The sequence below is a fragment of the Chromobacterium sp. LK11 genome (genome assembly GCF_001043705.1).
In the GTDB taxonomy this organism is placed as follows: domain Bacteria; phylum Pseudomonadota; class Gammaproteobacteria; order Burkholderiales; family Chromobacteriaceae; genus Chromobacterium; species Chromobacterium alkanivorans.
The window spans coordinates 14,012-28,729 of sequence record NZ_LDUR01000041.1; the positions used below are offsets into that span (position 1 = coordinate 14,012).

The window sequence follows — 14,718 nt, forward strand, 5'->3', positions numbered from 1 at the left end:
TCACTGGGCCGTCAAATACTGGCTGCATCCCTTGCGTGAGTGCTGCGCAAGGAATGTAAATGAAACGCATGTTGTTTAACGCAACGCAGGCTGAAGAGCTGCGCGTTGCCATTGTCGACGGGCAGAAGCTCGTCGACCTCGATATCGAGACAGTAGGCAAGGAACAGCGCAAGGGGAATATCTATAAGGGTGTGATCACCCGTATCGAGCCTTCCCTTGAGGCTTGTTTCGTCGATTACGGCACCGAACGCCACGGCTTCCTGCCGTTCAAAGAGGTGTCCCGCTCTTATTTCCAGGGCTATGACGGCGGCCGTCCGCGCATTCAGGACGTGCTGCGCGAAGGCATGGAAGTCATCGTGCAGGTGGAGAAGGACGAGCGCGGCAACAAAGGCGCGGCGCTGACCACCTATATCAGCCTGGCCGGTCGTTACCTGGTGCTGATGCCCAACAACCCGCGCGGCGGCGGCGTATCGCGCCGCATCGAGGGCGAGGAGCGTCAGGAGCTGAAGGATCTGCTGTCGCAGCTGGAAGTGCCGCACGGCATGAGCCTGATCGCCCGCACCGCCGGCATCGGCCGCAATCTGGAAGAACTGCAGTGGGACCTGGGTTACCTGATGCAGCTGTGGCGCGCGATTGAAGGCGCGGCCGGCGCTCAGAACGCGCCGTTCCTGATTCTGCAGGAAGGCAGCCTGGTGATCCGCGCCATCCGCGACTATTTCCATCCGGACATCGGCGAAGTGCTGATCGACACCGAGGAAATCTACGACCAGGCTCGCCAGTTCATGAGCCACGTGATGCCGAACATGCTGTCGCGCGTGAAGCTGTACAAGGATCACGTGCCGCTGTTCTCCCGCTTCCAGATCGAGCACCAGATCGAAACCGCCTTCGCGCGCAGCGTGCAGCTGCCGTCCGGCGGCGCCATCGTGATCGACCACACCGAAGCGCTGGTGTCCATCGACGTCAACTCCGCGCGCGCCACCAAGGGCGCCGACATCGAAGACACCGCGGTCAAGACCAACCTGGAGGCGGCCGAGGAAATCGCTCGCCAGCTGCGCTTGCGCGACCTGGGCGGCCTGGTGGTGATCGACTTCATCGACATGGAAAGCGCCAAGAACCAGCGCGACGTGGAAAACCGCCTGCGCGACGTGCTCAAGCACGACCGCGCTCGCGTGCAGATGGGCAAGCTGTCCCGTTTCGGCCTGCTGGAACTGTCGCGTCAGCGTCTGCAGCCCAGCCTGGGCGAGACCAGCCACGAGACCTGCCCGCGCTGTCACGGCATCGGCTTCATCCGCGGCACCGAGTCCTCCGCGCTGCACATCCTGCGCATCATCCAGGAAGAGGCGATGAAGGAAAACACCGGCGCGGTTCACGCGCAGGTGCCGGTGGACGTGGCCACCTTCCTGCTCAACGAAAAGCGTTCCGAAATCCATTCGATCGAAGAGCGTCTGGACGTGGACGTGGTGCTGATTCCGAACATCCATCTGGAAACCCCGCATTACAAGATCGTGCGCGTGCGCCACGACGACCTGGCCGACGCCGGCGAAGCGCCGAGCTACAAGCGGGTGGAAGTGCAGGAAGAAGACGTGATCACCAACTTTGGCCATGAAAAGCCGAAGCTGGAGCGTCAGGAAGCCGCGGTCAAAGGCATTACTCCGCAGCAGCCGGCGCCGTCGGTGGCGGCCAAGGCGGCCGAGCCCGAGCCGGGTCTGTTCGGCAAGCTGGGTTCCTGGATCAAGAGCCTGTTCGCCGAGCCGGAACAAGCGGCCCAGCCGGCCGAGAAGAAAAAGCCGGCGGCCCAGTCGCAGCAACGCGGCAACCGCCAGCGCAACGGCGACCGCCGTCCGGGCGGTCAGGCGCGTCGCGAACACGAGCAGCGTCGTCAGGGTTCCGACGAGAAGCCGCGCCGTCCGGAGCGCGCCGAACGCGGCGAGCGCCAGGACGGCGAGCGTCAGGAACGCCAGGAGCGTCCGGAGCGCAAGGAGCAGCCGCAACGCGAAGAGCGCCAGGAGCGGGGCGAGCAGCCGCGCAACGGCCGCCGTCGCGAGCGCGAAAACGGCCGCGAAGGTCGTGAAGGCCGCGAGCCGCGCGAGCTGAAGGACGCGCAGCGTCAGCAGCCGGCGCGCGAGGAAGCGCCGCAGGAGCGTCCGGAAAAGCTGGAAAAGCAGGAGCGTCCGCAGCAGGAGCCGCGTCGTCGTCAGGCGCCGCAGGCGGAAGAGCAGGCTTTGGAGCTGAACAAGCCGGTGGCCGACGAGGTTCGCGCAGAAGGCGACGCCGAGCAGCAAGAGCGCAATGAGCGCCGTCGCCGCCGCAGCCGTCGCGATCGTCGTCGCGACGATCCGGCCGCGGCGCCTCAGGAAGAGGGCGCGGCTCTGTCGGCGGCGGAAGCGGCGCCGGTTGCGGTCGCGGTGCTTGCCGGCGCGGTAGCGGTGGAAGCCGTTGTCAAGGCGGCGGCCGAGCCGGTTCCGGCCGAGGCGATTGAAGCCCCGGCGACCGAGCAGCGCGAAGAGTCCGTCGCGGTTGTTGAGTCCGTGGCGCTTGAAGTTGCGCAGCCGGTGCGGGAAGCGTTTGAGGCGGAAGCGGCGGTGCCGGCGCTTGATCCTGAATTGCCGGTAGTCGAGGCGGCTCCGGTCGTCGAGGTCGCGCAGCCGTCTGAGGTGGTCGAGGCGGCCGAGGTGGTCGAGATCGCTCCGGCGGTGGAAGTGGCTGCCGTGGTGGAGGCCGTCGAGGCGTTCGCCGCTGCGGAGCCGGCGCTTGCGCCGGAGCCGGAAGTCTTGGTCGCGCAAAGCGAGCCGGAGCAGCTTGATCAAGCCGAGCCGGAAGTTCCGGCGCCGGCCGTGATCGAGACCCGCGCCGTCGCCGCGGCGGAACCGGCAAGCCTGGGCGGCTTGGTCATGGTGTCCACCAAGTCGGTGGTCGAGGCGCCCGCTGCGCAGGAGCCGGTGTTGCCGAGCGGACCGCGTCGTCGCGACGTGACCCGTCAGTCTCAGCAAGAGGCGGCTCCGTCGGACCTGGTGCAGGTGGAAACCCGCAATCCTTGAGCGCGGTCTGAGGCCCGGGGCGCAGGCATTTTGCGCTCCGGGTATTGACGCCGCTCAGGCGGTTGGTTAATATACTCCTCTCTCGCAAGAGATATTCCCTGATAGCTCAGTTGGTAGAGCGACGGACTGTTAATCCGCAGGTCGCAGGTTCGAGCCCTGCTCGGGGAGCCAGAATTCAAAGGCCACGCATCGCGTGGCCTTTTTGCGTTTCCGCGCGTCCGTCGCGGCTTCCTTTCCGTTTCGCGCCGCCCGGCGCGCCTGTCCCAATGGCTTGTGCTAAGCAATTTTAACAGTTTGCTTCCCATTCCATATGTCATATAACACAAGCGGGTAACAAGTTGACTGCCTCGTTTGCGCGCTTGAGTGCGGCCGTTTCCGGTTGCGCCGCGCGTCGGCTGGGGGTGGCGTGAGGAGGCCGGGTGGCTGGATCCCTGAAGGGCGAAGGCGGTGCGCTGGATTGCGCCGAACAGGTGCTGTCCGATGTGCTGGAGGCGGTTCCGGTGGGGTTGGCGCTGATCGACGGCCAGATGCGTTATCGATTGCTCAACCAGCGTTTGGCCGAGGCCAACGGCCTGTCGCGTTCCGCCCATCTGGGGCGCGGCGTGGCGGAGACGCTGCCGCAGATCGGCGACTACTTGGAGTCGCTAGTGAGGCGGGTGATGGAGAGCGGCGAGCCGGTGCTCGATGTGTGCGTCAACTCCAAGGTGGGGCCCGGCGACAGGGCGGCGCTCAGGGAGTGGCAGATCAGCTATCTGCCGTACCGCGCGCCGGCGGGCGAGGTGGTGGGGGTGGTGGCCGTGGTCCGGGACGTGGCGGCGGAGCGGCGCGCCGAGCGCCTGCGCGGCGAGGGCGAGGCGCGCTTGCGCATGGTGGTGGATTCCGCTCTGGACGGCTTGGTGATGATAGACCAGGGCGGGCGCATCCTGATGGCGAATCATCGGGCGGAGGCGATGTTCGACTATCTGGGCGTGGGCATGGAGGGGGTGATGATTTCCAGCCTGGTGCCGGAGCGCTTTCGCGACGGCCATGGGCGGCTGATCGAAAATTACATGCGCCGCCCGGAGGCGCGGGAAATGGCACGCCAGCAGGAGATTTTCGGGGTGAGGCGCGACGGCGGCGAGTTTCCCGCCGAAATCGGCCTGACTCCGGTGTGGGACGGCGGGGAGTTGCAGGTGCTGGCCACCATTACCGACATCAGCGCGCGCAAGGCGGCGCAGGCCAGTCTGGAGCTGGCGCTGAAGGAGAAGACCGCCTTGCTCAACGAGGTGCATCACCGGGTCAAGAACAATCTGCAAGTCATTTCCAGCCTGCTCAATCTGCAAACGCGCTCGGCGCCGCCGGAGGCGGTGGCGGTGCTGACCGAGTGTCAGAATCATGTGCGCGCGATGGCGCTGATCCATCAGCTCTTGTACGAGCACGGCGATTTTTCCCGGATTCACGTGGGGCTCTATCTGGAGCGGCTGACCCAGTTGCTGAGCGGCAGCGTGTCGGAGGGCGGGGTGCGCTTGCGTTGCCGCGGCATGGACGCCGCGGTGTATCTGGGCATGCAGCGGGCGATTCCCTGTGGCCTGCTGGTCAACGAGTTGGTGACCAATGCGCTCAAGCACGCGTTTCCCGGCCGGCGCGGCACGGTGGAGGTGGCGCTGGAACGGGACAATGGGGGGCGCTGCCGGATTCTGGTGTCGGACGACGGCATCGGCATCCCCGAGTCGGTGAAGCTGGGCGAGGTCAGTTCGCTGGGTTTTCGCCTGGTTCCCACCTTGGTGGGGCAATTGAAGGGGGAGGCCCGCTTGTTGCGGCCCGAGGCGGGCGGGGCTTGCGTGGAGATCGCGTTCAGCGATGAGCCGGAGAGCGCGGAATGAATATGGACAACGGTTTGTTGATCGTCGAGGACGAAGGGGTGGTGGCGCTGGACTTGCAGACCAGCCTGGAGTCCCTGGGTTACCGGGTTCTCGGCGTCTGCGCCAATGCGGACGACGCGGTGAGGCGGGCGGGGGCGGACAGGCCGGATCTGGTGCTGATGGACATTCATCTGGACGGGGATGTGCCGGGCACCGAGGCGGCGCGCGTGATACGCGAGCGTTTCCAGATTCCGTCCATTTTTCTGACCGCCTACGCCGAGGACGATATGTTGCGCAACGCGGAAGGCAGTGCGCCTTACGGCTATTTGCTGAAGCCTTACCAGTTGCGCGAACTGAACGCCTCGGTGCGCATGGGCTTGGCGCGGCGCAGGGCGGAGGTGGAGGAGCAGCGTCAGCGCCGCCGCTTGCGCATGGCGGTGGAGGCTGCCCGGCTGGGGGTGTGGGAGTGGAGTGGTCAGCGCGGCGGGATGACGTGGGAGCAAGAGTTTCTGGACGCGTTTCCATTCGCCGCCGCCGAGGGCGGTCAGGCTGGCTTGCCGGGCATGGCGGAGGCCGAGGCGGCTGAGCTGGCGCGGGCGTTGGGGTCCGAGCGGGTCTTGCAGCGCACGGTGAAGATTGGCGAGGAGGGCGCGGAGAAGTGGGTTGAGCTCTGCGGGCGCAATTTTGCCGCCGCGGGCGAGCCGGCGCGTTGGGTGGGGGTGGCGCGGGACGTGACCGAGGCGCATTTGAACGAGGTCAGTCTGCGGCAGGCCAGCGTAGTGTTTCAGGCCAGCGCGGAAGGCATTCTGGTGCTGGATCACCAGCGCCGCATCGTGTCGGCGAACGAGTCCTTTTACCGTTTGACGGGTTTGAGCGCCGAAGAGGCGCTGGGAAGCGATCCGGACGATTGCCTGCATGTGGAGCCGCATGGCGAGGGTTTTTACCGTCGGTTGGAGGGCGAGCGGCATTTCTGGCAGGGCGAGGTGATGTGCCGCCGCCGGAGCGAAACCTTTCCCTGCTGGCAGCATGCCTCGGTGGTGCGCGACGCCGAGGGCAGGGTCGGTCACTATGTGCTGGCCATCTCGGATATTTCGGCGATCCGCGCGGCGGAGGCGCATATTCATTTCCTGGCCTACCACGATCAGCTGACCGGTCTGGGCAATCGCCATTTTCTGCAGGTGGAACTGGACAAGGAGATTGTCAGGGCCAAGCGCCGCAATGAATGCATCGCGCTGTTGTTCATCGATCTGGACGGCTTCAAGGCGGTGAACGACGGCTGGGGGCACGAGGCCGGCGACTCGCTGCTGGTGGCGATGGCCGAACGTCTGCGTCAGCACGTGCGCGGCGAGGACCTGGTGGTGAGGCTGGGCGGGGACGAGTTCCTGGTGGTGGCGCCGGGCTTGGACCGGGCGGAGTCCTGCGGCGTGATGGTGCGGCGGCTATTGACCGTGCTGGCGCAGCCGGTGGCCTTGGCCGGCGGCGAGTGCGCGGTGTCCGCCAGCATAGGCGTGGCTTTTTTTCCGGAAAACGGCGGGGATCTGGGCGGTTTGCTGCACGCGGCGGACCGGGCGATGTACGAGGCCAAGCGGGCGGGGAAAAACGAGTTCAGGATGGCGGCTGAATAATATTTGAGCCGAAAAGAATAAAAGCCGAAATCTTTCGATTTCGGCTTTTATATTTGGTGGAGATAAGCGGGATCGAACCGCTGACCTCTTGCATGCCATGCAAGCGCTCTCCCAGCTGAGCTATACCCCCGGTATTGCTGGCGTCCCCACGGGGATTCGAACCCCGGTTACCGCCGTGAAAGGGCGATGTCCTAGGCCTCTAGACGATGGGGACTGAATTGTGGTGGAGATAAGCGGGATCGAACCGCTGACCTCTTGCATGCCATGCAAGCGCTCTCCCAGCTGAGCTATACCCCCACGGGTTGCCTTATCCTTCCCGGCTCTTGCGCCCGGTCGGTCTCGACAGGAAGCGAACTATACCTAGGCTTTTCAGGCTGTGCAAGGCTTTTTTCAAAATATTTTCTCCTGGGCGGGGTGGCGGGGGAAAAGGGCCGGAGGAGGGGAGACGCGGGCTTTTCATGCCGTTGGCTTTAAGGGGGCGGCGCGCGATTTTGCCGCGTCGCGCCGCCGGCGCGCAAAGGCGTGATTTTCTGGGAAAAATCAGTTTTTTCCTATTCCAAGCCATTGGGGTGACGGAGATAGAATATTCATGAAAAAACAGTTCGTGCCCAGTATTAGCGTAAAGAATTAATGCCGGACGGCGTTAAAGCGCGGTTTAAATCGGCGGCTAATGACGAATGGCGTAGACATGAGACGGCGGGCGACGGTTGGCCGGAGCTTGAACGGCAACAAAGGCCCGGCGAAGCTTAGGAGGCGTGTATGAATAAAAAAGTGCTGATCAACGAGGACTTGCTGGATTCCTGTTCGGACCAGGCTTTGAAGGAGGCGGCGGTTTTTTTGCTGAACACTTTGACTGATCGCGTCCAATTGCGCCAGCAAAAGGGGATAGAGGAAATCGAGCGCTTGGCGATGGCTTACGGCCTGATTCTGCCCAAGCTGTACGCCAAGAACGGCGTGACGCCCAAGTACCAGAACCCGGCGATGCCGCACCAGACCTGGTCCGGCCGCGGACGGCCGCCGGTGTGGCTGGTGGAGGCGGAGGCCAGGGGGGAGGACCGCGAGCGTTTTGTGATCAAGAGTCAGAAGAAGCTGGGGCAGATTTAGAGTGGCTGACATTGTCAGTTTCACGCCTGAGGCGAGGCGCCGACGCGGGCGGTAATTGAGCGCGACAAGTCGGCGCAACGCGGCATCAGGAGTTTGTTAGCCGCACTTAGAACGTGTTTACGATCTCGCGAGCAAGAGCGAGACAAGGCGAAAACAGCTGAGAAAGCGGAATGTACGCGTGGTACATGAGCATTTCGAAGCGGGTTTCAACGCTGTATCGCCGCAGCGCAGCAGATCGTAAACAGGTTCTTAGAGCCGCTAACAAAACCGCACAGCGTACCTGAGCCAAGGCGCGCCGACGCAGGCAGTACAAGTAGTACGACAAGGAGGCGCAACGCAGGATCAGGGGTTTTGTTAGCGGGTCTTAGCGCCGCTCCGGCTTCGGAGCGCGCCGTCAGGGCCCGGCTGTTGCATTGCGCTGTTTCATTCCCTTGCCGGCGCGCGTCGCTCAGGGGTCCAGATGTTCCAGACGCATGCGCGCCCGCGCATCGCGTTCCGCTTGCCGTCGCCTGCTTTGCAAGGTGGTGGCGACAAAGTCCAGATGTTGTTCCACCGCGTGCTGCGCGGCGTCCGGCCGCTGGTCGCGGATGGCTTCCCAGATGGCCTGATGCTGCGCGCGCAGCGCGTCCGCCACCTCTCCCGCCGCGAACAGATCGGCGATATTGTCCTTGACGTGCCGGTGCAGCATGGCCAGCAGGCTGCCGCTCAGGTGGGCGAACAGGACATTGTGCGAGGCCTCCGCCACCGCCTGGTGAAAGCGCACGTCGGCCTGGGCCTGCTGGGCCAGGTCGCCGCTGTCGTAGGCGATCTGCAACTGCCCCACGCAATGTTCCAGCCGCTGCAGATCGGCCGGCGTGGCCCGGCTGGCCGCGCCGCGCGCCGCCGCGCCTTCCAATACCCGCCGAAATTCCAGCAAGTCGCCGTGCAAATCCTGATGTTGGTTCAGCAGCTTTTCCCAGGGGTCGGAAAACGCGGTTTCCAAGCGGTCCGTCACCCAGGTGCCGCCGCCCTGGCGGCTGCTGAGCAGGCCGCGCGACGCCAGTTGTTGGATCGCCTCGCGCAGCGATGGGCGGGACACGCCGAATTCCTCGGCCAGCTGCCGTTCCGGCGGCAGGCGGTCGCCCGGTTTGAGCACGCCGTCCAGGATGCGCTTTTCCAGTTGTTCGACGATGACGTCGGAGAGTTTGGGGATGTTCAGTTTGGGATAGGCCATGGCGCCGGGCTTGTTCGTTGGGCGAAAGTGGTCAGACCAGAGTGAGTGCAGCTTACCACAGGCTAAGCTGGAATCCGCGCCGTCATATTGACGGATTCAAGCAATCACTCTAGAGTGGTTTTAATAAAAATAATTGGTCTTACCAATTTACAAAGGAAACCGGATGAAGCCCGCCAACGTCTATCTGTTCGGCACCTGTCTGCTCGACCTGTTTTTGCCGCAGGCCGGCGTGGACGCCATCGCCTTGCTGGAAAGCCTGGGTTTGCGGGTGCACTACCCGCAGCGGCAAAGCTGTTGCGGCCAGCCGGCCTATACCAGCGGCCACCCGGCGGAGGCGTTGGCGGTGGCGCGGGCGCAGCTGGACTGTTTTGCCGAGGACTGGCCCATCGTGGTGCCGTCCGGCTCCTGCGGCGGCATGATCAAGCACCATTGGCCCAAGCTGTTCGCCGGCCAGCCGGACGAGGCGCGCGCCTGCGCGGTGGCCGCCCGGGTGGTGGAGTTCAGCGACTTCCTGCTCAAGCATCTGGACTGGCGGCCGCAGGACCAGGGGCCCAAGGTGAAGGTGGCGGTGCACACCTCCTGTTCCGCCCGCCGCGAGATGAACACGCATCTGTCCTGTTGGGCCTTGCTGGAGCGGCTGGCCAACGTCGAGAGGGTGGCGCACGACCATGAGTCCGAGTGCTGCGGTTTCGGCGGCACGTTTTCGATCAAGCATCCTGACATCGCCGGGGCGATGGTGACGGACAAGGCCGCCGCGCTGCGGGACTGCGGCGCGGTGGAGTTCATCACTGCCGACGGCGGCTGCCTGCTCAATATCAACGGCAAGCTGGCCAAGGAGGGCAGGGCGTTTCAAGGCCGGCACCTGGCCAGCTTTCTGCTGGAGCGCGCGGGAGGCAAGGCATGAGCGCCCGCGACGCCATCCTGGCCAAGCTGCGCGCCGCGCCGCGCGAGGAATTGCCGCGGCCGGAGCTGGACGCGCACTACCGGCGCTTTGCGCCGCCGCAGCACAGCTTGGCCGCCTTGCGCAGCTGGGCGCAGGCGATGCGGGCGGTGAAGACCGAGGTGCTGTGGGTGCGCGCCGACGACTGGCACACCCGGCTGGCGGTGTGGATCGCGCAGCGGCGGCCGGCCTCCCTGCTGCTGTCCGACACCGCCCACGGCCGCCGCGCCGAGGCGGCGCTGCAAGGCTTGCCCACGCCGCCGGCGCTGCGTTTCTTCGACCGCGCCGTCGACGACTGGAAGGCCGAGCTGTTCGAGATCGAGGCCGCGTTCACCGCGGCGCGCTGCGGCATCGCCGCCACCGGCACCCTGGTGTTGTGGCCGGACGCGCGGGAACCGCGAACCATGAGCCTGGTGCCGCCGTTGCACATCGTGCTGTTCGACACCGCCACGCTCTACCCCGACTTCTACAGCGCGATGCGCTGCGAGAACTGGCGGGACGGCATGCCCACCAACGCCTTGCTGATTTCCGGCCCGTCCAAGACCGCCGACATCCAGCTGACGCTGGCCTACGGCGCGCATGGGCCGCGCGAGTTGCTGGTGCTGGCGCAGCTGCCCGAGCACATCGACCCGGCGCAGCTGGAGCAGGCGGAGGAGGAGCGGCCATGAGCGAGCACAAGATCGAACTCTACCCGTCGCGCCAATTCAAGCAGCAGGCGCGCGCGGCGCTGGCCGACGGCGAGCTGCGCCACAGCCTGCGCGGGGCGATGGACTTCCTGATGGCCAAACGGCTGTCGGCCTTCGACGATCCGGCGGAGCTGGAGGCCTTGCGCGCGCTGGGGGAGGCCATCCGTCAGCGTTGCCTGTCGCGGCTGCCGGATTTGCTGGAGCAACTGGAGGCGCGGCTGAGCGCCAACGGCGTGCAAGTGCATTGGGCCGAGACCGCGGACGAGGCCAACCGCATCATCCACGGCCTGGTGGCGGCGCGCGCCGGCCGGCTGATGGTCAAGGGCAAGTCCATGGTCAGCGAGGAGATCGAACTCAACCACTATCTGGAAGCGCGCGGCGTCACCGCGGTGGAAAGCGATATGGGCGAGTACATCGTGCAGCTGGCCGGGGAGAAGCCCACCCACATCATCATGCCGGCGATCCACAAGACCAAGGCCGACATCGCGCGGCTGTTCCACGACAAGCTGCCGGACACGCCCTACACCGAGGACGTGGACGAGTTGATCCAGATCGGCCGCGGCGCGCTGCGCCGACATTATCTGGACGCCGACGTCGGCCTGTCCGGCGTCAACTTCGCGGTGGCGGAAACCGGCACGCTGTGCCTGGTGGAGAACGAGGGCAACGGCCGCATGTGCACCACGGTGCCGGACCTGCACATCGCCATCACCGGCATCGAGAAAGTGGTGGAGAAGCTGGCCGACGTGCCGCCCCTGTACAGCCTGCTGACCCGTTCCGCCATCGGCCAGCCCATCACCACCTATTTCAATATGATCAGCGGCCCGCGCCGCGCCGGCGAAAAGGACGGCCCGCGCGAGGTGCACCTGGTGCTGCTGGACAACGGCCGCAGCCAGGCTTACGCCGACGCGCAATTGCGCAAGACCCTGCAATGCATACGTTGCGGCGCCTGCATGAACCATTGTCCGGTCTACGCCCGCATCGGCGGCCACGCTTACGGCACCACCTATCCGGGGCCGATAGGCGAGATCATCTCGCCGCACCTGCTGGGCCTGGAAAACACCCGCGACCTGCCCACCGCTTCCAGCCTGTGCGGCGCCTGCGGCGAAGTCTGTCCGGTGAAGATCCCGATTCCCGAGATGCTGATGCGGCTGCGCGAGGAAAGCCAGCGCCCGGCCGGCGAGGCGGTCAGCCATCCCTTGCGCGGCCAGGGCGCGGCGGCGAGCGCGGCCGAGCGGCTGGCCTGGAAGGGCTGGCGCCAGGTCCACGCCTCGCCGCGGCTGTACCGCTGGTTCGGCTGGGGCGCTACCCGGCTGCGCAAGCTCGCGCTTGGCGGCCAATTGGGCTGGACCCAGAACCACGCGCCGCTGACGCCGGCGCCCAAGACCCTGCACGAACTGGTGCGCGAGCGCGAAGCGCGTCGGGCCGCCGGGGAGCCGTCATGAGCATGAGTCCGGCGCATCAGGCTTTCCATCGGGATCTGCTGCAAATCATGCCGGCGGCGCGCATCTACACCGATCCGCTGTCCACGCTGGCTTACGGCACCGACGCCAGCTTCTACCGACTGCGGCCGCAGATCGTCGCCCGCGTCGACAGCGAGGCGGAAGTGGCCGCCATCCTGGCGCTGGCGCGCCGCCACTGGGTGGCGCTGACCTTCCGCGCCGCCGGCACCAGCTTGTCCGGCCAGGCGGTCAGCGATTCGGTGCTGGTCCTGCTGGGCGACGGCTTCAACCACGGCCAGGCGCTGGACGACGGCGCGCGCGTCCGGCTGGGGCCGGCGATGATAGGCAGCCACGCCAACGCCTTGCTGGCGCCTTACGGCCGCAAGATAGGCCCGGATCCGGCGTCGATCAATAGCGCCAAGATCGGCGGCATCGCCGCCAACAACTCCAGCGGCATGTGCTGCGGCACCCGCGACAACAGTTATCACACCTTGGCGGCGATGCGTTTGTTATTGCTGGACGGCGCCGTGCTGGACACCGGCGACGCCGCCAGCGTGGCGGCCTTTCGCCAGTCCCACGCCGCGCTGCTGGCCGGCTTGTCCGGCCTGGCCGCCGAGCTGCGCGCCGACGCGGCGCTGGCCGAGCGCGTGCGCCGCAAATACCGGCTGAAGAACACCACCGGCTACGGCATCAACGCCTTGCTGGATTTCGACGACCCGGTGGACATGCTCAGCCATTTGCTGATCGGCTCCGAGGGCACGCTGGGCTTTATCAGCGAAATCACCTTTCACAGCGTGGTCGAGCATCCGCACAAGGCGTCGGCGCTGTTGTTGTTCGACGCGCTGGAGCCCTGTTGCCGCGCGGTGTCGGCGCTGAGCGCGGCCGCGGATGGCCACGGCGTGGCGGCGGTGGAGTTGATAGACAGCCGCAGCCTGCGCGCCTTGCACGGCAAGCCGGGGCTGCCGGACTTCCTGGCGCGGCCGTTCGGCCCGGACGAGGCCTGTTTGCTGATCGAGGCGCGCGCCGGCTCGGAGACGGAACTGGAGCGCCACTGCGCGGCCATCGATAGCCTGCTGGCCGGCTTCGCGCCGCGCCTGTCCAGCGGCTTCAGCCGCGAGGCTGCGGTGTGCGACAGCTACTGGGCCTTGCGCAAGGGCTTGTTCCCGGCGGTGGGCGCGGTGCGGCCGCTGGGCAGCACCGTGGTGATCGAGGACGTGGCTTTTCCGATTCCGCTGCTGGCCGACGGCGTGGCCAGGCTGACCGCCTTGTTCGACCGCCACGGCTACCACGAGGCGCTGCTGTTCGGCCACGCCTTGGACGGCAATCTGCATTTCGTGTTCGCGCCCAGCTTCGACAACGAGCGCGAGGTGGCGCGCTACGACGCCTTCATGCAGGACGTCAGCGCGCTGGTGGCCGGCGAATACGACGGCTCGCTGAAGGCCGAGCACGGCACCGGCCGCAATGTCGCGCCCTTCGTGCGGCAGGAGTGGGGCGACGCCGCCTGGGATATCATGCGCCGGATTAAGGCCTTGTTCGATCCGGACGGCCTGCTCAATCCCGGCGTGATCATCACCGACAACGAGCGGCTGCACCTGGAAAACCTCAAGCCCTTGCCGGCGGCCGATCCCATTGTCGACCGCTGCATAGAATGCGGTTTCTGCGAGGCGGCCTGCCCGTCGCACGGGCTGACGCTGAGCCCGCGCCAGCGCATCGTCGCCTGGCGTCGCATCCGGCAACTGAGCCGCGACGGCGGCGCGGCGGAAGAACTGGCCGCGCTGCGCGCCGATTTCCGCTACCGCGCCATCGACACCTGCGCCGCCACCGGCATGTGCGCGACGCGCTGCCCGGTGGGCATCAATACCGGCGAGCTGATGAAGCGGCTGCAAGGCCCGTCGCCAAGGCCGCGCGCCGCGCGCTTCGCCGCCCGCCACATCGGCGCCGCCGCGGCAGCCGTCCGCGCCGGCCTGGCGCTGGCGCACTTGTTCGGCCCGGAGCGGCTGCACCGCATCAGCCTGCGGCTGCGTCGCCGCCATAAGGTGATTCCCTTGCTGCCCGTGCAGCTGCCGCGGCCGGCCGGCCGTCTGCCCGCCGCCGGCGGCGACGGCGAGCCGGTGGTGCTGTTCCTCAGCTGCGTCAACCGCGCGCTGGCCGCGGACGCCGACGGCGGCAACGCCGCCGCGCCCGCCTTGGCGCTGCTGCGCCGCGCCGGCTTCAGCCCCCGCTATCCGCCCGGCCAGAACGGACTGTGCTGCGGCCAGCCCTTCGCCTCGGCCAACGCCGCGGAAGCGCTGGACATCAGCCAGAACGCGCTGAACCGGGCCTTGCTGGCCGCCAGCGACGACGGCCGCCATCCGGTGTATCTGGACAACGGTCCGTGCGCGGCGCGCATCCTGTCCGCCCAGCGCCAAGGCCGGCTGGACGCGCGGCTGCGCCTGTTCGACGCGGCTCGTTTTCTAGATAGCTTTGTCGCGCCGCGGCTGACGGTGACGCGCAAGCTGGAGCAACTGGCGCTGCATATTCCCTGTAGCGCCGCCGAGATGGGCGCGGCGGACGCGCTCAAGCGGCTGGCCGGCCGCTGCGCCGAGCGGCTGACGACGCCGGACATCGCCTGCTGCGGTTTCGCCGGCGACAAGGGCTTCACCGTGCCGGAGCTGAACGCGCACAGCTTGCGGCGGCTGCCACCGGCCTTGCCCCCCGGCTGCCGCCACGGCGTGTCGATGAGCCGCACCTGTCAGATCGGCCTGAGCGAACACGCCGGTTTCGAGTACCGCAGCATCGAGGCGCTGCTGGATTTTTGCACCACCCCTGGAGCGTGTTTACGATCTAGCGAGC

9 protein-coding genes and 4 tRNA genes are annotated in these 14,718 nt (G+C 66.6%); 9 read left to right on the top strand and 4 right to left on the bottom strand.

Going from position 1 to position 14,718, the window contains the following annotated elements; genetic code table 11:
- Positions 1-59 precede the first annotated feature (59 nt).
- The 4 genes from VK98_RS20420 to VK98_RS20435 all read left to right on the top strand — a co-directional run bounded on the left by VK98_RS20420 (position 60) and on the right by VK98_RS20435 (position 6,504).
- Complete coding sequence (locus VK98_RS20420; RefSeq protein WP_048415801.1) at positions 60-3,038, top strand: Rne/Rng family ribonuclease; 2,979 nt, start codon at positions 60-62, stop codon at positions 3,036-3,038.
- Between the two features lie 95 nt (positions 3,039-3,133).
- A tRNA-Asn gene (locus VK98_RS20425) sits at positions 3,134-3,209 on the top strand.
- Between the two features lie 248 nt (positions 3,210-3,457).
- Complete coding sequence (locus tag VK98_RS20430; protein ID WP_053077511.1) at positions 3,458-4,900, top strand: sensor histidine kinase; 1,443 nt, start codon at positions 3,458-3,460, stop codon at positions 4,898-4,900.
- A complete protein-coding gene (locus tag VK98_RS20435) occupies positions 4,897-6,504 on the top strand; it encodes a diguanylate cyclase domain-containing protein (RefSeq protein WP_053077512.1) in 1,608 nt (535 codons plus the stop codon). The genes VK98_RS20430 and VK98_RS20435 overlap by 4 nt, the downstream gene beginning before the upstream one ends.
- A 54-nt stretch (positions 6,505-6,558) precedes the next feature.
- Here VK98_RS20435 and VK98_RS20440 read toward each other — a convergent pair.
- The 3 genes from VK98_RS20440 to VK98_RS20450 all read right to left on the bottom strand — a co-directional run bounded on the left by VK98_RS20440 (position 6,559) and on the right by VK98_RS20450 (position 6,801).
- Positions 6,559-6,634 (bottom strand) — tRNA-Ala (locus VK98_RS20440).
- 8 nt (positions 6,635-6,642) lie between these two features.
- Positions 6,643-6,718, bottom strand: a tRNA-Glu gene (locus tag VK98_RS20445).
- 7 nt (positions 6,719-6,725) lie between these two features.
- Positions 6,726-6,801: transfer RNA gene (locus VK98_RS20450), tRNA-Ala, on the bottom strand.
- Between the two features lie 462 nt (positions 6,802-7,263).
- Between VK98_RS20450 and VK98_RS20455 the strand changes: the two genes are divergently transcribed.
- A complete protein-coding gene (locus VK98_RS20455; RefSeq protein WP_053077513.1) occupies positions 7,264-7,608 on the top strand; it encodes an H-NS family nucleoid-associated regulatory protein in 345 nt (114 codons plus the stop codon).
- A 448-nt stretch (positions 7,609-8,056) separates the two neighbouring features.
- On the opposite strand, the gene VK98_RS20460 is transcribed toward VK98_RS20455, so the two are convergent.
- Complete coding sequence (locus tag VK98_RS20460) at positions 8,057-8,821, bottom strand: FCD domain-containing protein (protein WP_048415802.1); 765 nt, start codon at positions 8,819-8,821, stop codon at positions 8,057-8,059.
- Positions 8,822-8,984: 163 nt separating this feature from the next.
- Here VK98_RS20460 and VK98_RS20465 point away from each other — a divergent pair, with 163 nt between their 5' ends.
- The 4 genes from VK98_RS20465 to VK98_RS20480 form a co-directional block, all read left to right on the top strand.
- Positions 8,985-9,725, top strand: coding sequence for a (Fe-S)-binding protein (locus VK98_RS20465; protein WP_048415803.1), 741 nt, complete (start codon positions 8,985-8,987; stop codon positions 9,723-9,725).
- On the top strand, positions 9,722-10,429 hold the full coding sequence (locus VK98_RS20470) for a lactate utilization protein (RefSeq protein WP_048415804.1): 708 nt from the start codon (positions 9,722-9,724) through the stop codon (positions 10,427-10,429). The genes VK98_RS20465 and VK98_RS20470 overlap by 4 nt, the downstream gene beginning before the upstream one ends.
- Positions 10,426-11,889 (top strand): LutB/LldF family L-lactate oxidation iron-sulfur protein, encoded by a 1,464-nt coding sequence (locus VK98_RS20475; protein WP_048415805.1) that lies wholly within the window; start codon positions 10,426-10,428, stop codon positions 11,887-11,889. Before VK98_RS20470 ends, VK98_RS20475 begins: the two co-directional genes overlap by 4 nt.
- On the top strand, positions 11,886-14,718 hold a 2,833-nt coding region (locus VK98_RS20480), incomplete at its 3' end, for an FAD-binding and (Fe-S)-binding domain-containing protein (RefSeq protein WP_048415809.1). The genes VK98_RS20475 and VK98_RS20480, both read left to right, overlap by 4 nt.

Excerpts from the sequence above, each read along its gene's own strand:
- VK98_RS20475 (WP_048415805.1), top strand. The coding sequence starts at position 10,426 with ATGAGCGAGCACAAGATCGAACTCTACCCGTCGCGCCAATTCAAGCAG.
- VK98_RS20435 (WP_053077512.1), top strand. The coding sequence starts at position 4,897 with ATGAATATGGACAACGGTTTGTTGATCGTCGAGGACGAAGGGGTGGTG.
- VK98_RS20455 (WP_053077513.1), top strand. The coding sequence starts at position 7,264 with ATGAATAAAAAAGTGCTGATCAACGAGGACTTGCTGGATTCCTGTTCG.
- VK98_RS20420 (WP_048415801.1), top strand. The coding sequence starts at position 60 with ATGAAACGCATGTTGTTTAACGCAACGCAGGCTGAAGAGCTGCGCGTT.
- VK98_RS20460 (WP_048415802.1), bottom strand. The coding sequence starts at position 8,821 with ATGGCCTATCCCAAACTGAACATCCCCAAACTCTCCGACGTCATCGTC.
- VK98_RS20470 (WP_048415804.1), top strand. The coding sequence starts at position 9,722 with ATGAGCGCCCGCGACGCCATCCTGGCCAAGCTGCGCGCCGCGCCGCGC.
- VK98_RS20465 (WP_048415803.1), top strand. The coding sequence starts at position 8,985 with ATGAAGCCCGCCAACGTCTATCTGTTCGGCACCTGTCTGCTCGACCTG.